This is a genomic window from Phycicoccus flavus (assembly GCF_004025965.2).
Classification (GTDB): Bacteria; Actinomycetota; Actinomycetes; order Actinomycetales; family Dermatophilaceae; genus Phycicoccus; species Phycicoccus flavus.
In genome coordinates, this window is record NZ_SAYU02000050.1 from 1 (window position 1) to 18,268 (window position 18,268).

The window sequence follows — 18,268 nt, forward strand, 5'->3', positions numbered from 1 at the left end:
ACGCCTACCTCTCGGTCACCGAGGCGCTGCGGGCGGGCGGCTTCCACCACGACGCCCGGGTCCGCATCCGCTGGGTCACCTCCGACGACTGCGACACCGACGCCGGGGCGCAGCGGGCGCTCGGCGGGGTCGACGCCGTGCTCGTGCCCGGGGGCTTCGGCGTGCGCGGCATCGAGGGCAAGGTCGGGGCGCTGCGCTGGGCCCGCGAGCGGGGCGTCCCGACGCTCGGGATCTGCCTCGGCCTCCAGTGCATGGTCATCGAGTACGCCCGTACCGTCGCGGGCATCGAGGGCGCGAGCTCGACCGAGTTCGACCCCGACACCCCGCACCCGGTCGTCGCGACGATGGAGGAGCAGAAGGCGTTCGTCGAGGGTGCCGGGGACCTCGGCGGGACGATGCGGCTCGGCAGCCAGCGGGCCCGCCTGGTCGCCGGGTCGGTCGTCGCCGACGCGTACGGCGCGACCAGCGCCGACGAGCGCCACCGGCACCGCTACGAGGTCAACGAGGGCTACCGCCGGCAGCTCGAGGACGCCGGGCTCGTCATCAGCGGGACCCACCCCGACCTCGGGCTCGTCGAGTTCGTCGAGCTGCCGCGTGAGCTCCACCCGTACTACGTCTCCACCCAGGCGCACCCGGAGTTCAAGTCCCGGCCCACCCGGGCGCACCCGCTCTTCGCGGGGCTGGTCGGTGCGGCCATCGAGCGGCAGCGCGCCTCGCGCCTCGTCGAGGTCGAGCGCCCCCGCACCGCCGAGCCCGCCGACGCGCGTGCCTGAGCCGCTGCGCGACCGGCTGGAGCGGCGCCCCGTCCTGGAGTCCGTGCTCTCCTTCGAGGGGCGGGTGTGGGACGTGCGCAGCGACCGGGTCGACCTCGGCGAGGCCGGGCTCGTCACCCGTGACTACGTCGACCACACCGGCGCCGTCGCCGTCCTGGCCATGGACGAGGACGAGCGCGTCGTCGTCATCCAGCAGTACCGGCACCCCGTCGGCGCCTTCGACTGGGAGATCCCGGCCGGGCTGCTCGACGTCGACGGCGAGGCCCCGCACCTCACGGCGTCGCGGGAGCTGCACGAGGAGGCCGACCTCACCGCCGGGCGGTGGGACACCCTCGTCGACCACTGGGCCTCCCCGGGCGGCTCCTCCGAGGGGCTGCGGATCTTCCTGGCCCGCGACCTGGCCCCGGTCCCGGAGGCCGAGCGCCACGAGAGGACGAGCGAGGAGCTCGGGATGCCACAGCGGCTCGTCCCGCTCGAGGAGCTCGTCGCCGGGGTCCTCGAGGGACGGCTGCACAGCCCGACCCTCGTCATCGCCGTCCTGGCCGCCGAGGCGATGCGGCACCGGGGCTGGAGCGGTCTGCGCCCCGCCGACGCCCCCTGGCCCGAGCGCAGCCCGGGCCGTGGCCGGCGCTGAGGCGCACGGGCCGAGGTGACGCGTACCCGGGCCGACCGGTGGGTACTGGCCCCAGGTGACGTCCAGCGTGTCGTGGGAGCCTGACCTCGTGGCCGGGACGTTCGGGAACGGGACGCGGTCCGCCGCCTGGCTCAAGGTGTCGGGGGCCGAGCAGACCCTCGCCCCGGACGCGCCGTGCCCCTGCGGCGGCGTGCCCGAGGGAGCGACCTTCGCCCGGTGCTGCGCCCCCGTCGTCGAGGGCGAGCGCGTGGCCGCCACCGCCGAGGAGCTCATGCGCTCGCGCTACACCGCCTACGCCCTGGCCGACGGCACCCACCTCTACACCTCGTGGCACCCGCGGACCCGACCCGACCGGGTCGACCCGGAGCCCTGGGTCCGCTGGGTCGGTCTCGAGGTGCTCGACGTCGTGGACGGCGACGCGGGTGCCGACACCGGCGTCGTGGAGTTCCGGGCGTCGTGGGTGGCGGGGGAGGGCCGCACCCGCCAGCGCGGGGAGGTGCACGAGCGGAGCCGCTTCGCGCGGCGGGCCGGACGCTGGTTCTACGTCGCGCCCGAGAACGAGGTCACGGGTCGCTGACGACCGTCGGGGCGTCCTGGTAGACCTGCGGCATGGAGCTGGAGAACATCGCCCTGGACGCCGCGGACCCGGCCCGGCTCGGCCGGTTCTGGGCCGCGCTGCTCGGGGCCGAGGTCACCCACGAGTCCCCTGACCTGCTCGAGGCCCGGGTCGCCGTGCCCGGCGGCCCGTGGCTCGACCTGTGCCTGCCCCGGGTGTCCGAGGCCGCGCCGGCCCACCCGCGGCTGCACCTGGACATCAGCGGCGGTCGAGACCAGGACGAGATGGTCGCGCGGGCGCTCGCGCTGGGGGCGCGGCATCTCGACATCGGGCAGGGGGACGTGCCGTGGGTCGTGCTCGCCGACCCGGAGGGCAACCCCTTCTGCGTCATGGAGGACCGCCCCGCCTACCGGCGGTCCGGGCCGGTCGCGGCGCTGCCGCTCGACAGCGCCGACCCGCAGCGCGACCTCGCCTTCTGGACCGCGGTCAGCGGCTGGGTCCCGGCCGGGTCCGAGCCGGTCCTCGCCCTGCGGCACCCCAGCGGGTCCGGGCCGCTGCTCGAGCTGTGCCCCGAGCCGCGACCGAAGGAGCCGGGGACGAAGAACCGGCTGCACCTCGACGTGCGGCTCGCCGCCGACGACGACCCCGACGCGGTGCTGGCCCTCGCCCTCGAGCTCGGCGCGACGCCGGTGGAGCACGACTGGGGACCCCTGCCGTGGCAGGTGCTGCGCGACCCGTCGGGCAACGAGGTGTGCCTGCTGCCGGCGCACCGCTGACCGGCGCGACCGGGTCAGGACGAGCGGCGGCCGAGCCGGGGGAGCCTGTCCCGCCACCCCGGACGTGAGGCGGCGGGCGTGAGGTCCGGTGCGGCGTGGGGGACGGCGGGCGGGGGGACCGGTGCCGGCGGGTCGGGCTCGGCCGGACGGGGCTGCGGCAGGTCCTGCGCCGCGCGGGCGGGGGCGCGGACGACCCGCGCGAGGTCCACGGCCTCGTCGATGCGGGCCAGGGCGGCGCCGTCGATGGCGAACAGGGTGGGCTCGACCTCGACGCCGAACCCGTCGCCGCCGACGAGGTGGCGCCCGCCGTCGGCGTAGCTCGTCATGAGCACGAGGTCCGCGTAGCGGACGGTGGAGCGCAGACCCGGACCGACGACGCTCACACCCTCGTCGGCGACGACGAGAGCCGTGCCGTGGCCGTCGCGACCCGGGTAGGTCCTGCCGTCGAGCTCGTGCGGAGAGCTCAGCGGCGCCGCGGCCCACCCCGCCCAGCCCAGCCCCCGGTCGGCGACCCCGGCCAGCGAGGAGGCGGCGAAGGCCTCGGCGCAGGCGCGCACGTCGTCCGGGCCGACCGCGGCCAGGGCGGCGGCGTGCTCGTCCGGCTCCGGGTGGGGGATGCCCAGCAGCTCGCCGACGGCGCGGGCGGACACGGTCTCGTGGTCCGCGGCGGCCCGCGACACCTGGTCGGCCGCGGCCCGCGCGGCGGCGGCGACCTCCTCGTCCAGCAGAGCGCCCCAGCGCAGGCGCGCGAGGACGTCGACGAAGCCGCCGGTGACGCCCGCCCGCTCCCCGGGGTGGCTGTCGGCGGTGACGGTGACGACGGCGGAGTCCGCGTCGCGGACGGTGAGGACGGCACCGGCGGCGTGGGACAGGGCGTGCTCCTCGCAGACCTCGCGGTGCAGGGCCGCCCCGAGCACGTCGGTGAAGACGACGGAGGCGGGGGAGCGCGGCACGACGCCGGTGACGGTGAGCAGGTCCGGGTCGGGGCTGCGGTACCAGGCCGGAGTCGGCGTGCGGGAGTCCGCCCCGGCCGGCGGGGGCAGGCGCGGGCCCTCGGGCAGCGGTAGGCGCAGGCCCGCGGGGAGCCGGTCCGCGCTCAGCCAGAGGACGACGTTGCCGCGGGTGAAGGCCTCCGCCGCCCAGACCCGGACGAGGTCCGGGCCGATGGCCGGCACCCCGGTCTCCGGGTAGGCGCACAGGCCGTGGCTGCTCGCGCCGTACCGGTACAGCGCGTCGGGTCGGGGGACCCGGTGCCGGCCGTCGGCCTCGGCCAGGACGAGCTCCTTCTCCGGCTCCAGGCCGTCGACGGGCAGTTCGGAGAACGCGGTGCACAGGCCGGAGAGCACGTGCGACACGCTCTGCGCGGTCCCTTGGGCCCGGAACTGGGTGTACGTCGCGTGCGTGTCGACGTAGCGGTGCACGTCCTCGACGAGACCGGTCATCGCGAGGTGCGCGACGACGTGGGTCAGCCCGCGGACGGCGAGGTTCTCGTCCGCCCAGCCGACGCGGAAGACCAGGCCGCCGGTGACGTGGCCGTCGGTGCGCTCGGCGAAGAGCGTCGGGACGCCGTCGACCTCGGTGCGCAGGACGCTCACCGCCGGCGTCCTTCCGCGAGGGCGGACGCGCGGATGTTCTCCAGGTCGCTGCGGTGGTCGGCACCGAGGGCCCAGGTCCCCGGCGCCAGGGACGGCCCGAGCTGGGCGAAGTGCGCCGCGGAGCGGCCCCGCTTCCCGGCCAGGCCGAGGGCGACGGCGAAGTCGGTGTGCGCGAGGACGGCCTCGTACCGGCTCGGGGTGGGGGCGGCGAGGAAGGACTGCTCGGCCGCGTCCAGCCCGGTGACGACCTCGGGCCAGCGCATCGCGCTCGTCCCCTCGGCGCGGTGGTCGTCGTACCAGCGGGTGAGCGCCGCGTACGGGACGAGGGCCCACTCGGCGCTCCCGGGGGCGGCCGCCGCGGTCACCTCGCCGACGAAGGCGTCGACCCGGCCCCAGTCGCCGCCCCACTTCGGGGTGAGGTGCTGGAGGTACTCCCGCTGGGCCCGCACGTCGTGGGCGTCGGCCGCCCGCAGGTGCCGCCAGCGGCGGCCCGCCTCGCTCGTGCCGAGCGCGAGCCCCCGGGCCGTCGAGAGCCGCAGGCCCCACGCCGCGGTGTCGGCGGGCTCGGCGACGACGACGCGCACGAGGTCCTGCTCGGCGCGGGCCAGCAGGGCGAAGAAGGCGTCGAACCGCTCGGCCCCGACCTGCGCTCCCGGCTCGGTGCCGCGCAGCTCCCAGGCACGGCGCACGACCCGTGCGGCCCGCACGACGCGGGCCTCGGTGTCGTCCGGGTGCTCGGCGAGGTGCCGGTCCAGGGGCTCGTCGAGCCCGTCGGCGGCGGCCAGGGCGTCCAGCGCCACCCCGTACTCGGCCCCACCGCGGGGGCGGCGGGCGGTGAGGAGGGCGAGGGCGCCCGGCAGGTCCTGCGCTGCCCGTGCGGCCGGCTCGCCCGTCTCCGGGAACGACTCGGCGAGGTCGAACCGCGGGGGCGGGACGGGGGAGGACATGAGCGGAAGCGTAGGGACTCCGGGCGCGCCTGTCCCGTGACCCGCCAGGTCCCCCACCCCCGCCGCCGGGGCGCCGCGACCGGGCACGGCGGTGGTCAGCGCCCGCGCGCGGCCCGCCACAGCCGCCGGAGGAGTGGAGAGGACGGGGCGAGGGGCTCGCCGGCGCCCTGCCCGGCGGGCGGTCCGGCGGCCTCGGGGGAGTGCCCGGCCGGCCGCGGCAGGGACGCGGCCTCGCGGGCGGGGCGCCGGACGACCCGGGCGGGGTCGACCGCGGCGTCGATGCGGGCGACGACGTCCTCGTCGAGGGCGAGCAGGGTGGGCTCGACGGCGACGTGGAAGCCGTCCTCCCCGAGGAGGCTGCGCCCGCCGTCGGCGTAGGCCAGCATCGCGGCGACCCGGTCGAAGTGGACCGTCGAGCGGCCCCGGTCCGAGCGCAGCGTCAGCCCGTCGTCGCCGACGACGAGCGTGGGTCCGTCGGCGGCGAGGCTCGCGTACCCGGTCCCGTCGACGGCGGTGTCCGAGCTCACCGGCGCCGCCGCCCACCCGGCCCACTCCAGGCCGAGCTCGGGCACCTGGGCGAGCGCGGTCGCGTGGAAGTCCTCCGCGGCGGCGCGGACGTCGTCGGCGGTGACGGCACGCAGCTCGTCCTCGAGGACGGCCGGGTCGTCGGGCTCGCGGCCGAGGAGCATCTCCAGGGCGCGCGCGGGCAGACCGGTGTGCGGGAGGGTGCGGGAGGTCGCGACGGCGGCGAGGGCCGCCGCGCGGACCTCCTCGAGCTCGTCGGCGGGCACGCTCCCCCAGCGCAGCCGGGCCAGGGTGTCGACGACGGCGCCGACGGCCGCACCGCGCCGCTCGGGGAGGCAGTCGGCGACGACGGCGACGACGGCGTGCTCGGCGTCGCGGACCCGGTAGGTGGCCGACGCCGAGTAGCCGAGGCCGTCGCGCTGGCGCAGGTCGGCGAAGAGGGCCCGGCTCAGCAGCTCGGTGAAGAGCATCGCGCGGCAGGAGCGCGGGACGACGGCGGTGACGTGGACGACGTCCTCGCTGCCGTCGAGGTAGTAGGCCGGGGTCGGTCCGAGCACGTCGGTGACCGGCGGCAGCGACTGCCGCTCGCCCTCGGGCAGGGTGAGCGACAGGCCCTCGGGCATGGACTCGCCGCTCAGCCAGAGCACGGCGTTGTCGCGGCTGAAGGCCTCGTTGGCCCACATGACGGTGAGCCCGGCGTCGACGTTCGCGAGCCCGAGCTCGGCGTAGGAGGACAGCCCGTGCCCGCGGGCGCCGTGGCGCATCCCCGCCATCGACGAGCCCGCCCCGCCCCGGCCGCGGGCCTCGGCGCGCAGGACCTCCTTCTCGGTCTCGAGCCGGTCGACCGGCAGGTCGCACAGCGCCGCGCAGACCCCGTTGAGGACCCGCACCACCTGCTCGGCGGTGCCGGACGCGTACAGGTGCGTGTGCAGGGCGTGGGTCTCGCCGTTGTGGTGCACGTCGCGCGCGGCGACCCCGTGGAGGGCGAGGTGCTCGACGAGGTGGGTGAGGCCGCGCACGGCGAGGGTCTCGTCGGCCCAGCCCACCCGGAAGACGATGCCGCCGGCGTACTGGCCGTCCTCGCGCCGGGCGAACAGCGTCGGGATGCCGTCGACCGTCGTCTCGGTCACGCTCACCGGTACGCCCCGTGGGTGGCGGCCTGGGCCCGCAGCTCCTCGACCTCGTCCCGGCGCGGACCGGCGAGGGCCCACGCGCGGTCCTCCATCGCCGGTCCGAGGACCCCGAGGTGGCGGACGGCGCGCTGCGGACGCCCGGCGAGGACGAGCGCGACGGCGACGTCGCTGTGGGCCCCGACCCAGGAGTACGGCGTCGCCTCGCCGGCGAGCAGCCGGTCCGAGACCTCCTCGAGGTCGGCGACGACGTCCGGATCGGAGAGGTACCCGTCCCGCAGCTCGGGGTCGTCCTCGCCCGCCCAGCGCTCGAGGTGGGCGGTGGTGAGGACGCCGACCTGGGCGCTGCCGTCCGGCGCCGCGTCGGCGCAGTCGCGAGCGAACTCGAACAGCGCGTCCCACGAGCCGCCCCACTTCGGGCACAGCGACTGGACGAGGTGCTGGTGGGCCTCGACGTGGTGCCGGTCGAGCTCGACGAGCCGGGTGTACCGGCGCCGGGTCTCGGGGATCCCGAGGGAGAGACCGCGCGCGGTGACGAGCCGCAGCGCCCACGGCTCGGGGTCGGCGGGGTCCTCGGCGCAGAGCCGGAGGAGGACCTGCTCGGCCCGGCGCAGGTGGTCGTGGAAGGCGTCGAACTGCGCGGTGGTCACGTGCTCGGCCGTCGCGGTGCCGCGGATGTCCCAGCCCCGGACGAGGAGCCGCAGGGCGCGCAGGGTGCGGCCGCGGCGGTGTCCGGGCTCGGCCGCGAGCAGCCGCTCGAGCGGCTCGTCGACCCCGGCCTCGCCGGCGAGCACCCACAGCCGGCGGTCCACCTCGACGACGCCGGCCAGGCCCGCCCGGTCCATCGCCCCGAGGGCACCGCGCAGGTCGCCCTGGGTCGCCCGGTCCCGCAGCCGCGCGAGGTCGGGGAAGATCTCGCAGTAGTCGTGGACCATCGGGGGGCTGGTGGTCGGCACAGTCGGATGCTAGGCGCGTGCCGGGGACCGTGCCGTCGGTTCGGGGGAAAGGGGTTCGGGGCCGCGGCACCGGGGTCCGTAGGATGGGCGGTCTGTCGCCGATCGGGCGCGGGACCCCGCCCCGCCGGCGTCGACACCGTTCCCGATCCCGAAGGACTCCCCCCGTGCTCCGCACCCACGAGGCCGGCACCCTGCGTGCCGGCCAGACCGGCCAGACCGTCACCCTCTCCGGCTGGGTGGCGAAGCGGCGCGATCACGGCGGAGTGGCCTTCATCGACCTCCGGGACGCCAGCGGCGTCGTCCAGGTCGTCGCCCGCGACGAGGTCCTCACCGGCGCGGCCCACGACCTGCGCAGCGAGTACGTCGTCCGGGTCACCGGCGAGGTCACGGCCCGCGAGGCGCACAACGTCAACCCCGACCTGCCCACCGGCGAGGTCGAGGTCGTCGCGTCCGGGATCGAGGTGCTGAACCCCAGCGCGACGCTGCCCTTCCAGGTCGACGAGCGCGTCACCGTCGGCGAGGAGGCGCGCCTCAAGCACCGCTACCTCGACCTGCGGCGGCCCGGGGTGCACTTGGCCGGCCACGCCATCCGGCTGCGCTCGCGGGTGAGCGCCGCCGCCCGCAAGGTCCTCGGCGAGCGCGACTTCGTCGAGATCGAGACCCCGACCCTCACCCGGTCCACGCCGGAGGGCGCCCGCGACTTCCTCGTCCCCGCCCGGCTCGCCCCCGGCTCCTGGTACGCCCTGCCGCAGAGCCCGCAGCTGTTCAAGCAGCTCCTCATGGTCGCGGGGATGGAGCGGTACTACCAGATCGCCCGCTGCTACCGGGACGAGGACTTCCGCGCCGACCGCCAGCCCGAGTTCACCCAGCTCGACATCGAGATGTCCTTCGTCGAGCAGGACGACGTCCTCGAGCTCGGCGAGGCCGTCGTCAAGGAGATCTGGTCGCTGATCGGCGTCGACCTCGACACCCCGATGCCGCGGATGACCTACGCCGACGCCATGCGCCGCTTCGGCACCGACAAGCCCGACCTGCGCTTCGGCCAGGAGCTCGTCGAGTGCACCGGGTTCTTCGCCGACACCTCCTTCCGGGTCTTCCAGGCCGACTACGTCGGGGCCGTCGTCATGCCCGGCGGGGCGGGCCAGCCGCGCAAGCAGCTGGACGCCTGGCAGGAGTGGGCCAAGCAGCGCGGCGCCCGCGGCCTCGCCTACGTGCTGGTCCAGGAGGACGGCAGCCTCACCGGGCCGGTGGCCAAGAACCTGTCCGAGACCGAGACCGCGGGGCTGGCGGCGCACGTCGGCGCCGAGCCCGGCGACTGCGTCTTCTTCGCGGCCGGCGCCCCGCGCTCCTCGCGCGCGCTGCTGGGCGCGGCGCGCCTGGAGATCGGCAGGCGCTGCGGGCTCGTCGACGAGGACGCCTGGAGCTTCCTCTGGGTGCTCGACGCACCGCTGTTCGAGCCCGCCGACGAGGCCGTGGCCGCGGGCGACGTCGCGGTCGGCGCGGGGGCCTGGACCGCCGTCCACCACGCCTTCACCTCGCCCAAGGCGGAGTTCCTCGACACCTTCGACACCGACCCCGGCCCGGCGCTCGCCTACGCCTACGACATGGTCTGCAACGGCAACGAGATCGGCGGCGGGTCCATCCGTATCCACCGCCGCGACGTCCAGGAGCGGGTGTTCGCCGTCATGGGCCTCAGCGAGGCCGAGGCCCAGGAGAAGTTCGGCTTCCTCCTCGACGCCTTCCAGTACGGCGCCCCGCCGCACGGCGGCATCGCGTTCGGCTGGGACCGGATCGTCATGCTGCTCGGCGGCTTCGACAGCATCCGCGACGTCATCGCCTTCCCGAAGTCCGGCGGCGGCTACGACCCGCTGACCGACGCACCCGCGCCGATCACCCCGCAGCAGCGCAAGGAGGCCGGCATCGACGCCGCGCCCGCGAGCGGGACCGCGCCGCAGGGCGCGCCCGAGGTGAACCCGAAGCAGAGCTGAGCGCCGCCGTGGTCGGGCGGGCGCGACGCGCGGACCTCGACCCCCGGGCGCTCGTCGCCGGCCTGGCTCCCGCGCTCGCCGACGCCCCGCTGCGCGAGCTGGGGGAGGGCTTCGACAACCTCGCCTGGGCGGTGGGCGACCGGTTCTGCCTGCGGGTCTCGAAGGACCCCGACCCGGGCGGGCGGCGGCGCGCCGTCGAGCGGGACGCCGCCCTGCTCGCCCTGGCGGCGGCGCACGTCAGGCTGCCGACCAACGAGGTGGTCGCCGCGAACGCCGACGAGGGGGCGCTCCTGCTGACCCTCCTCGCCGGCCCGACCGCGGACCTCGTCCGGCCGACGGACGCCGGACGCGTCGCGACGACCCTGGCGCGGCTCGTGTCCGACCTGGCCGCCGTGCCCCTCGATGCCGCGGCCGGGCTCGTCGTCCGCGACCGGCCGCCCGCGGCGTGGCTGGCCGACACCGCGGCGGAGTGGTCGGTCGCGGCGCCGCTGCTGCCGACGGGTGAACGCGAGGCCGTGGACCGCTTCCTCGCCCGGCCCGCACCCGAGGAGTCCGCGCGGCTGGTGTTCTCGCACAACGACCTCGGCGACGAGCACCTCGTCATGGCGCCCGACGGCCGGGACGTCCTCGGGGTCATCGACTGGAGCGACGCGCTGCTCGGGGACCGGGCGCGAGACCTCGCCCTCGTCGCGCTCGACCTCGGCCCGCCGATGCTCGACCTCGTCCTGGCCCGGCTCGCCCCGGCCCCCGACCCGGCCCTGCGCGAGCGGGCCCTGTGGTTCGCCGCCCGTGCGGGCGTCGAGGGGGTGGCCTACCGCGCCACCCACGCCCGGCCGAGCCTGCCGGTGGCCCGCGCCGCCCTGGGCCGGGTCCTCGCGGCCCGGGACCGGACGGCGTAGCCGGATCGCAGCGACGTCGCAGGGGCGGTGCGCAGGATCGGCGGTGCCGGGGGGCGGACCGCCACCCCGGTCCCGACCACCGAGGAGACCCGATGTCCCTGCGCACCACCCTGACCCTGGCCGCCTCCGCGGCCACCCTTGCCGGGTCCGTCGCCCTGGCCCCTGCCGCGATCGCCGCACCGGTCGTGCAGAACGGCTGCGCGACGATGGGCAACGGCGTCCAGCGCTGCGTGCTGTTCTCCCCGGTCGGGGGACGGCTCGGGGCGAAGGCGAGCATCACCGACACGGCGGCCGGCGGGCAGTTCGCGGTCCGCGTGACGAACGTGCGCCTCCAGGTGTGGCAGGGCGACCACTGGGGCCCCTACCTGCAGGCGGACGACGCCGACGGGTGGCACCGCGACACCGACACCGCCCTCACCGAGCGCCGCAACATCTGCGGCTTCCCGCAGACCCGGATGCGGGTCCGCGCCAGCTTCTCCTGGCGGGGGACCGACGGGGTCGTGCACTCGCGCGACCTCGTGACCGACGGCACGGCCCGCGCCATGGAGTGCTGACGGGGTCGGTCCCGGGGTCGCCGCCGGGCGGCCCCGCCCGCCGGCTCAGAGGTGGACCAGGCCCTTGACGACGAACAGCACCCCGGCCGCGACGAGCAGCACGGTGACGACGAGCCGGCCGTGGGCCGAGAGGGCCTGCGAGAGCGTCCCGAGCACGCGGGCGCCCGAGGTCGGCGCCGCCACCTGCAGCGCCACGGGCACCCACGCGGGGACGCAGCCGAAGGCGACGAGGACGAGCGCCGCCACGGCCACCCCGAGGGCCGGCCAGCCGCTGGCGGCCACGTCCTTGGCGGCGGCCAGGACCAGGGCCAGGGTCGTGAAGTTCGTGGCCATCGAGAACACGCCGAACCCGAACGCCGCGCCGGGGCCGCCGACGCCCCGCGCGGCCCGGCGGTGCTCGCTGCGCTGGTCCTGCTCGGGGTCGGTGTGGTGGCTGCGCGCCCGGATCGTCCGCCAGCGCCAGACGACCGCCGCCACGACGAACATCGCGACCCCGAGCCCGATGTCGAGCCGGGCGCTGATCCGTGGGGCGCGCGGGAGGGACAGCGTGCGGCCGAGGACCACAACCGCTCCGACGACGACGACGAGGACGGCCGCCGTGCCGAGGGCGTAGGCGGTCGCGGACCGCCGGCCGTCGGCACGGGAGAGCAGCACGAGCTGCTCGCTGAGCATCATCGGGCTGACGGCCGCCGCCAGGCACAGGGGCAGCAGCGTGCCGAGGAGCAGGTGCACCCCGCGCACGCTACCGGCGTGGGGAGAACCGCTCACAGACGCGTCCCCGGGCCGGTGCGCGGGTGGTCAGGAGACCGCGTCCTCCGCCCGGGCGGCGCTGCGCCACCGGCTGCGCCAGCGGACCGCGACGACGAAGCCGAGCCGTTCGTACAGGGCCCGCCCGGCGTCGTTGTCGGAGAACACGCCGAGGACGCAGGCGCCGGTCCGGGCCACGGCGTCGCGGGCCAGGGCCGAGGTGACGGCGGACCCGAGCCCGCGTCGCCGGTGCGCCGAGTCGACCGCGATCCCGGAGAGCACCGGTACGCCGGCGGTCGAGGGCGCGGAGCAGCCGGAGGCGACGAGCCGGTCGCCGTCCCACACGCCCATCCAGCGCTGGTCGTCGGCCGCGAACGGCCGCCCGTGGGTCCGGGGGCTCTCCCGGGTCAGCAGGTCGACGACGTCGGCCCGGGCGGCGGGGGTGAGGGTGACGACGCGGTCCTCGCCGGGCAGCGGGGGCTCCGGCGCGGCCCGGGTGTACATCCAGTCCCAGTCGCCGCCGTCGGGCCCGACCGGCAGGTGCCGCTCGACGACGTCGTGCGCCTCCCGCGGGCGGGAGAGGTGGTGGAAGGGGCCCGCGGTGAACCAGGCGCGCACCCGCGGGTCGGCGACGAGGGTCCCGATGCCGTCGACCGGTCCGAGGACCGACACCCCGAGGACCCCGCTGTCGGAGTGGCGCGCGAAGGCCACGGCGGTGCCCGCGGCGGTCGTCACCGCCCAGGCCGGCGGCTCCATCCCGGCGCCGATGTCGAGCTCGACGACCGGGTGGTGGCCGGAGGCGGTGAGCAGCTCCTCGACGGAGTCGAGGCGGCGGACGTCGGGCACGGTCCCAGCCTGCCAAACGCCGTGGCGGCCCGGGTCCGCGGCCCGGCCGACGGCTGGGCCCGGCCCGGAGGGGGTAGAGGACCGGCATGGACCCCCACCCCACCGACCCCTCCGGTCTCCTCGTGCTCGGCAGCGGCCCGGCCGGCGTGCACGCCGCGGCGGCCTACCTCGCCGCCGGCGGACCGGGACCGGTCCGTCTGGTCACCGCCGACCGCGACGAGCCCTACCAGCGGCCGCCGCTGTCCAAGGCCGTCCTCGCCGGCACCGAGCCCGCCCGGGTGACCCCGATCCTCGAGGGGGAGGACGCGGAGGCACTGGCCGGGGTCGAGGTGCTGGCCGGGAGCACCGTCGTCGGGCTGGACCGGGACCGGCGCGTCGTCCGGACCGACGACGGGCGCGAGCTCGCCTACGACCGGCTCGTCGTCGCGACGGGCGCCGACCCGGCGCGGCTGCCCGGGTGCGACCCGGACGCCCGGGTGTTCGCCCTGCGCAGCCTCGAGCACGCCCGCGACCTCGCCGACGCGGCCGCACGCGCGTCGTCGGCCGTCGTCGTCGGCTCGGGCTTCATCGGCTGCGAGGCGGCGGCGTCGCTGGCGGCGCGGGGGGTGCGCACGACCCTCGTGACCACCGAGGCCGCGCCGCAGGAGGCGCGGCTGGGGGCCGCGGCCGCCGGCCGGATCGCCGGGTGGCTCCGGGAGGACGGCGTCGACGTGCGCGCGTCCACCGGGGTGGAGTCGGTCCGGGCACCGGCCGAGGTGCACCTCGAGGACGGGGACGTCGTCCCCGCCGACCTCGTCGTCACGGCGGTCGGCGTGACGCGGGCGCGGGACTTCCTCGAGGAGTCGCGGCTGCCGCTGGAGGACGGCCGGGTCGTCGTCGACGCCCGGATGCGCACCGAGGACCCGCACGTGCACGCCGCCGGTGACGGTGCCCGCGCCCGGCACGAGGTCGCGGGCCGGCACCTGTCCGTCGAGCACTGGGGCGACGCGGTGGCCATGGGACGGGTCGCCGGACGCGACGCGGCCTCGCCCGGGGCGGAGCCGTGGTCCACCCCGCCGGGGTTCTGGAGCGACATCGGCGGCCGGGTCCTCAAGCACAGCGCCTGGGGGGACGGCTGGTCGCGGGACGTCCTCGTCGAGCACCCGGACGGCGCCTTCACGGTCTGGTACGCCGACGCCGACGGCGAGCTCGTCGGCGTGCTCACGCACGAGCGGGACGAGGACTACGGGCGCGGCGGGGAGCTGCTCGCCCGCCGGGCCCGGATCGAGGAGGCGCTCGCCGGCTCCTGAGCCCGCGGCCCGGTCAGGGCGCGCGCGAGACCCGCAGGACGAAGCCGTCGGGGTCGGTGAGCCGCACGGTCCCGTCCGCGACGTCCGGCAGCGCCCCGGCGCCCGCGGCCAGCAGCCGCTCGCGCTCGGCGGCGGGGTCGTCGACGACAAGCTCGAGCCACTTCGCGGCGGTGGCCGGCGGGGCGGCGACCGGCGGGCCGCCCCAGGAGATCTTCGTCCCACCCTCGGGCGCGGTCTCCACGGCGGTCTCCCCGTCCCGGTCCCAGACGAGCGGCCGGTCCAGGGCCGCGCTCCAGAAGAGCCCCGTGGCCCGGTGCCCGTCGCACGTCACCTCCGCCAGGCGCCCCGACCCCGCGAGGAAGGTGCCGCCCGGCGGCAGCACGCAGAACGGGTAGCCCTCGGGGTCGGCGAGGACGACGTGCCGCTCGTCCGGGCGCCGGCCGACGTCCAGGTGCCGGCCGCCGGTCCGCAGCACGAGGTCGACCGTGGCGCGCAGGTCGTCCTCGTCCGCGGTGAGGACGTGCAGGTGGAAGCCGTCGTGCTCGCGGCCCGCGGGGGAGCCGGGCACGAACCGCAGTGTCGGCCGCCGCTCGTCGCCCGGAACCTCCGTGGCCCCCCGTCCGCCCCCGGGCAGCGCGAGCAGGCCGGACCAGAACGCGGCCGCCCGGGCGGGGTCGAGCGCGCACTGGACGACGGTGAGCCGGTGGGTGTCGATGCGCCGACGCTAGCCGACCGTCACCGCGGCGCGGCCGCACCGGGCGGTCCTGCGCCGCTAGCCTGAGCGGATGCCCGCGCGACGCAGCCGTCCCCCGCTGGACGCCGACGAGCGCACCTCGCTGCTCGGCTGGTACGACCTGCAGCGTGGCATCGTCGTCCTCAAGTGCCAGGGGCTCTCGGACGAGGACGCCCACCGGGTGCTCGTGCCCACCTCACCGCTGATGACCGTCGCGGGCATCGTGTCCCACCTGGCCTGCGCCGAGGACCTGTGGTTCCGCGAGGTCCTGCTCGGCGAGTGGGGCGAGGGCCCCGGACTCGGGCCGCACCCGCAGGACGACGCCGACTTCGTCGTCGACGGGGTCACTCTCGACGAGGCGCTCGAGCGCTACGCCGCGGCGTGCGCCCGGTCCGACGCCGCCATCGCCGCCCACTCCCTCGACGACCGGGGCAGCACGGCGTGCCACCCCGTCGGCGACGCGACCGTGCGCTGGATGGTGCACCACATGCTCGAGGAGACCGCGCGGCACGCCGGCCACCTGGACCTCCTGCGCGAGCTGCTCGACGGCGAGACCGGCTACTTCTGACCGCCCTCGCCCGGGGGCCGCACGCGGTAGCGCAGGAGCACCAGGCCGGTCGGTCCGGTGACCGAGTCCTCGAGGACGAGGTCGGTGAGGTCGCCGGGACCGAACAGCCGCTGCCCGGACCCGAGCACGAGCGGGTGGACGAGGAGCGCGTACTCGTCGACGAGGCCGGCCGCGTGCAGGGACCGCACCAGCTCGCCGCTCCCGATGACCGACAGCGTGCCGTCGAGCCGGTCGCGCAGAGCGGCCACGCTGCTCGCGGCATCGCCCGCCAGCAGCGTCGACCCGGGGTAGGACAGCGTCGTGGCGGGGTCGCGCGAGACGACGTACTTGTCGGCGCGCAGCAGGTGCCCGGTGATCTCGCCGTCCGGGTCGGAGGTGGTCCAGTACCCGAGGACGTCCTCGTAGGTCCGGCGGCCGAGGAGCATGCCACCGGACCCGGAGCGGCCCTGCGCCATCCGCTCGTTGACGACGGGGTCGGTGAACTGCCGTCCCCAGCCGCCGTGGGCGAAGCCGCCCCGGGTGTCCTCGTCGGGCCGCCCGACGCCCTGCATCACCCCGTCCAGGCTCACGCTCTCCGTGGCCACGATCCGTGCGGTCATGCCGACCCTCTTTCCATACTCGTCGTTCTTCTTTCTCGACGTTAGACTCGCTGGTATGGAAAGTCAACGCGGCCTGCGCCCGAGCTCTCGGCGCAAGCGCGCGGCCGTCCTCGACGCCGCCGAGCAGGTGTTCCTCGAGGCCGGCTTCACCGACGCCCGGGTGGACGACGTGGCCGAGCGTTCGGGCGTGGCGAAGCAGACCGTCTACACGTACTTCGGATCCAAGGAGGGCCTCTTCGCGACCGTCGTCGAGCGGGCCAACGCCGCCGCCGCCGGCGCCGTGCACCGCGACGAGCCGTTGCCCTCGACACCGGCGGAGCTCGTCACCTGGCTCGAGGCCGCCGCCCGCCACCAGCTCGACGCCGTGCTCGCCCCGAGGGTCATCGGGCTGCGGCGGCTCGTCGTCGCCGAGGCCCGGCGCCACCCCGCGCTGGCGGCCGGCTTCTGGCGCGAGGGACCGGCCCGCAGCATCGACGCCTTCGCCCGCACCTTCGCCGCGCTCCACGAGGCGGGTCTGCTGCACGCCCCGGACGCGCGGGTGGCGGCCGAGCAGTTCAACTGGCTCGTCATGGGGCACGCCGTGAACGCCGCGACCCTGCTCGGCGACGACGGCGTCCCGGACGCCGCGACCCGGCGCGCCATCGCGGAGGCCGCGGTCACGACCTTCCTCGGCGGGCGCGGCGCGGGCGGCGTCGGCACCGGTCGCTAGCCTCGGGCGGGTGAGCCAGGACGGGACCGACCTCTTCGGCGCCGCGGGGGCGGCGGCCGCCGGCGGCGCAGGGCCGGCCCCGATGGCGCCGCTCGCGGTGCGGATGCGCCCGCGCTCGCTGGAGGAGGTCCGCGGCCAGGCGTCGGTGCTGCGCCCCGGCAGCCCGCTGCGCCGTCTGGTCGAGGGCGGGGGAGGGGCGGCCGGGCCCCTGTCGGCGATTCTTTGGGGCCCGCCGGGCACCGGGAAGACCACCCTCGCGCACCTCGTCGCGACCGCCGCGGACCGCGAGTTCGTCGAGCTCTCCGCGGTCACCGCGGGGGTCAAGGACGTGCGCACCGTCATGGAGGCCGCCGCCCGCACGCGCGACATGTACGGCCGCCAGACCGTCCTCTTCCTCGACGAGATCCACCGCTTCACGAAGGCCCAGCAGGACGCACTGCTGCCGGGCGTCGAGACCCGTCAGGTCGTGCTCGTCGCCGCGACGACCGAGAACCCGAGCTTCTCGGTCATCGCCCCGCTGCTCTCGCGCTCGATGCTCGTCACCCTCGTCCCGCTCACCGACGACGACGTCGCCGACGTCCTCGTCCGGGCGGTCGCCGACGAGCGCGGTCTGGACGGCGCCTACGCCCTGGCCGACGACGCCCGCGAGCACCTCGTCCGGCTCGCCGGGGGCGACGCCCGCCGCGCCCTGACCTTCCTCGAGGCCGCCGCCGGGGTCGCCGAGGACGCCCGCGCCCCCGGGTCGGCCCGCCCGGGGACGCTCGAGGTCACCCTGGCCCACACCGAGCAGGCCGTCGCCCATGCCGCCGTCCGCTACGACCGCACGGGGGACCAGCACTACGACGTCGCGTCCGCGCTCATCAAGTCGATGCGCGGCTCGGACGTCGACGCCGCGCTGCACTACCTGGCGCGGATGCTCGAGGCGGGGGAGGACCCCCGGTTCATCGCCCGGCGGATCGTCATCTCCGCCTCCGAGGACGTCGGGCTCGGCGACCCCACGGCCCTGCAGACCGCCGTGGCCGCGATGCACGCCGTCGCCCAGATCGGGATGCCGGAGGCCCGGATCATCCTGGCCCAGGCCGTCGTGCACAACGCGCTGGCGCCGAAGTCCAACGCCGCCTACCTCGGGGTCGACGCGGCCATCGCCGACGTGCGCGCGGGCAAGGGAGGCCCGGTGCCGCTGCACCTGCGCGGCAGCGGCTACGGCGGCTCCTCCCGCATCGCCGAGGCCTCCGCGGCCGCCGCCGGCAAGGACCGGGCACCGGCCTACGTCTACGCCCACGACGAGCCCGACGCCGTCGCCGCCCAGCAGTACCTGCCCGACGACCTGCACGGGTCGGCCGAGTACTACCGGCCCACCGACCGCGGCTTCGAGGCCCGGCTGCAGGAGCGGTGGCGCTGGCTGCGCGAGCGGCTCGGGCGCTGAGGCGCGGCCGGCCGTCGG

The 18,268-nt window shown here is 76.9% G+C and carries 19 protein-coding genes; 11 read left to right on the forward strand and 8 right to left on the reverse strand.

The annotated features are described in order from the left end of the window. The 4 genes from EPD83_RS14100 to EPD83_RS14115 form a co-directional block, all read left to right on the forward strand. Positions 1-773: glutamine amidotransferase-related protein (locus EPD83_RS14100; RefSeq protein ID WP_165566737.1), on the forward strand; the 773-nt coding region annotated here is incomplete at its 5' end. After that, positions 766-1,407 carry an NUDIX domain-containing protein gene (locus EPD83_RS14105; protein WP_165566738.1) on the forward strand — a complete coding sequence of 214 codons (642 nt, stop codon included), beginning with the start codon at positions 766-768 and terminating at the stop codon, positions 1,405-1,407. The genes EPD83_RS14100 and EPD83_RS14105, both read left to right, overlap by 8 nt. Before the next feature lie 88 nt (positions 1,408-1,495). Further along, complete coding sequence (locus tag EPD83_RS14110) at positions 1,496-1,984, forward strand: YchJ family protein (RefSeq protein WP_235950614.1); 489 nt, start codon at positions 1,496-1,498, stop codon at positions 1,982-1,984. 32 nt (positions 1,985-2,016) lie between these two features. Beyond that, positions 2,017-2,739, forward strand: coding sequence for a VOC family protein (locus EPD83_RS14115; RefSeq protein ID WP_128367613.1), 723 nt, complete (start codon positions 2,017-2,019; stop codon positions 2,737-2,739). A gap of 14 nt (positions 2,740-2,753) precedes the next feature. Here EPD83_RS14115 and EPD83_RS14120 read toward each other — a convergent pair whose 3' ends face one another. The 4 genes from EPD83_RS14120 to EPD83_RS14135 form a co-directional block, all read right to left on the reverse strand. Further along, positions 2,754-4,334, reverse strand: a complete 1,581-nt coding sequence (locus EPD83_RS14120; RefSeq protein WP_165566739.1) for a peptidase M16 family protein — start codon at positions 4,332-4,334, stop codon at positions 2,754-2,756. Next, the gene (locus tag EPD83_RS14125; RefSeq protein WP_128368620.1) at positions 4,331-5,281 is read right to left on the reverse strand and encodes a hypothetical protein; all 951 of its coding nucleotides are present in this window, start codon (positions 5,279-5,281) and stop codon (positions 4,331-4,333) included. Before EPD83_RS14125 ends, EPD83_RS14120 begins: the two co-directional genes overlap by 4 nt. Positions 5,282-5,376: 95 nt before the next feature. Beyond that, a complete protein-coding gene (locus EPD83_RS14130; protein ID WP_165566740.1) occupies positions 5,377-6,936 on the reverse strand; it encodes an insulinase family protein in 1,560 nt (519 codons plus the stop codon). A gap of 2 nt (positions 6,937-6,938) precedes the next feature. Next, on the reverse strand, positions 6,939-7,892 hold the full coding sequence (locus tag EPD83_RS14135; RefSeq protein ID WP_128367691.1) for a hypothetical protein: 954 nt from the start codon (positions 7,890-7,892) through the stop codon (positions 6,939-6,941). Between the two features lie 164 nt (positions 7,893-8,056). Between EPD83_RS14135 and aspS the strand changes: the two genes are divergently transcribed. The 3 genes from aspS to EPD83_RS14150 all read left to right on the forward strand — a co-directional run bounded on the left by aspS (position 8,057) and on the right by EPD83_RS14150 (position 11,333). Continuing rightward, positions 8,057-9,880, forward strand: a complete 1,824-nt coding sequence (gene aspS, locus EPD83_RS14140; protein WP_128367690.1) for an aspartate--tRNA ligase — start codon at positions 8,057-8,059, stop codon at positions 9,878-9,880. An 8-nt stretch (positions 9,881-9,888) separates the two neighbouring features. Beyond that, the gene (locus EPD83_RS14145) at positions 9,889-10,779 is read left to right on the forward strand and encodes a phosphotransferase family protein (RefSeq protein ID WP_165566741.1); all 891 of its coding nucleotides are present in this window, start codon (positions 9,889-9,891) and stop codon (positions 10,777-10,779) included. Positions 10,780-10,871: 92 nt separating this feature from the next. Continuing rightward, positions 10,872-11,333 (forward strand): hypothetical protein, encoded by a 462-nt coding sequence (locus EPD83_RS14150; RefSeq protein ID WP_128366891.1) that lies wholly within the window; start codon positions 10,872-10,874, stop codon positions 11,331-11,333. 45 nt (positions 11,334-11,378) lie between these two features. Here EPD83_RS14150 and EPD83_RS14155 read toward each other — a convergent pair whose 3' ends face one another. Both EPD83_RS14155 and EPD83_RS14160 read right to left on the reverse strand, forming a co-directional pair. Beyond that, positions 11,379-12,065: a GAP family protein gene (locus tag EPD83_RS14155; RefSeq protein WP_128366890.1), complete on the reverse strand. Its 687-nt coding sequence runs from the start codon at positions 12,063-12,065 to the stop codon at positions 11,379-11,381. A 66-nt stretch (positions 12,066-12,131) separates the two neighbouring features. Beyond that, a complete protein-coding gene (locus EPD83_RS14160) occupies positions 12,132-12,926 on the reverse strand; it encodes a GNAT family N-acetyltransferase (RefSeq protein ID WP_128366889.1) in 795 nt (264 codons plus the stop codon). Positions 12,927-13,012: 86 nt separating this feature from the next. Between EPD83_RS14160 and EPD83_RS14165 the strand changes: the two genes are divergently transcribed. After that, positions 13,013-14,215: an NAD(P)/FAD-dependent oxidoreductase gene (locus EPD83_RS14165; RefSeq protein WP_128366888.1), complete on the forward strand. Its 1,203-nt coding sequence runs from the start codon at positions 13,013-13,015 to the stop codon at positions 14,213-14,215. A gap of 13 nt (positions 14,216-14,228) precedes the next feature. Here the strand turns inward: EPD83_RS14165 and EPD83_RS20740 are convergent, their stop codons facing one another. Beyond that, a complete protein-coding gene (locus EPD83_RS20740) occupies positions 14,229-14,930 on the reverse strand; it encodes a VOC family protein (protein WP_164896426.1) in 702 nt (233 codons plus the stop codon). A 70-nt stretch (positions 14,931-15,000) separates the two neighbouring features. Here EPD83_RS20740 and EPD83_RS14175 point away from each other — a divergent pair, with 70 nt between their 5' ends. Beyond that, positions 15,001-15,516, forward strand: coding sequence for a DinB family protein (locus EPD83_RS14175; protein WP_128366886.1), 516 nt, complete (start codon positions 15,001-15,003; stop codon positions 15,514-15,516). On the opposite strand, the gene EPD83_RS14180 is transcribed toward EPD83_RS14175, so the two are convergent. Continuing rightward, positions 15,507-16,115: a dihydrofolate reductase family protein gene (locus EPD83_RS14180; protein WP_128366885.1), complete on the reverse strand. Its 609-nt coding sequence runs from the start codon at positions 16,113-16,115 to the stop codon at positions 15,507-15,509. The genes EPD83_RS14175 and EPD83_RS14180 overlap by 10 nt on opposite strands. A gap of 55 nt (positions 16,116-16,170) precedes the next feature. Here EPD83_RS14180 and EPD83_RS14185 point away from each other — a divergent pair, with 55 nt between their 5' ends. Both EPD83_RS14185 and EPD83_RS14190 read left to right on the forward strand, forming a co-directional pair. Beyond that, positions 16,171-16,824 carry a TetR/AcrR family transcriptional regulator gene (locus EPD83_RS14185; RefSeq protein ID WP_164896699.1) on the forward strand — a complete coding sequence of 218 codons (654 nt, stop codon included), beginning with the start codon at positions 16,171-16,173 and terminating at the stop codon, positions 16,822-16,824. An 82-nt stretch (positions 16,825-16,906) separates the two neighbouring features. Continuing rightward, positions 16,907-18,250, forward strand: coding sequence for a replication-associated recombination protein A (locus tag EPD83_RS14190; protein WP_128368108.1), 1,344 nt, complete (start codon positions 16,907-16,909; stop codon positions 18,248-18,250). The last annotated feature ends 18 nt before the right edge of the window (positions 18,251-18,268 follow it).

What these genes read in the sequence shown, in the direction of transcription:
- EPD83_RS14115 (WP_128367613.1), top strand. Translation starts at nt 2,017, where the DNA reads ATGGAGCTGGAGAACATCGCCCTGGACGCCGCGGACCCGGCCCGGCTC.
- EPD83_RS14125 (WP_128368620.1), bottom strand. Translation starts at nt 5,281, where the DNA reads ATGTCCTCCCCCGTCCCGCCCCCGCGGTTCGACCTCGCCGAGTCGTTC.
- EPD83_RS14150 (WP_128366891.1), top strand. Translation starts at nt 10,872, where the DNA reads ATGTCCCTGCGCACCACCCTGACCCTGGCCGCCTCCGCGGCCACCCTT.
- EPD83_RS14165 (WP_128366888.1), top strand. Translation starts at nt 13,013, where the DNA reads ATGGACCCCCACCCCACCGACCCCTCCGGTCTCCTCGTGCTCGGCAGC.
- EPD83_RS14175 (WP_128366886.1), top strand. Translation starts at nt 15,001, where the DNA reads ATGCCCGCGCGACGCAGCCGTCCCCCGCTGGACGCCGACGAGCGCACC.
- EPD83_RS14180 (WP_128366885.1), bottom strand. Translation starts at nt 16,115, where the DNA reads ATGACCGCACGGATCGTGGCCACGGAGAGCGTGAGCCTGGACGGGGTG.
- EPD83_RS14185 (WP_164896699.1), top strand. Translation starts at nt 16,171, where the DNA reads ATGGAAAGTCAACGCGGCCTGCGCCCGAGCTCTCGGCGCAAGCGCGCG.
- EPD83_RS14190 (WP_128368108.1), top strand. Translation starts at nt 16,907, where the DNA reads ATGGCGCCGCTCGCGGTGCGGATGCGCCCGCGCTCGCTGGAGGAGGTC.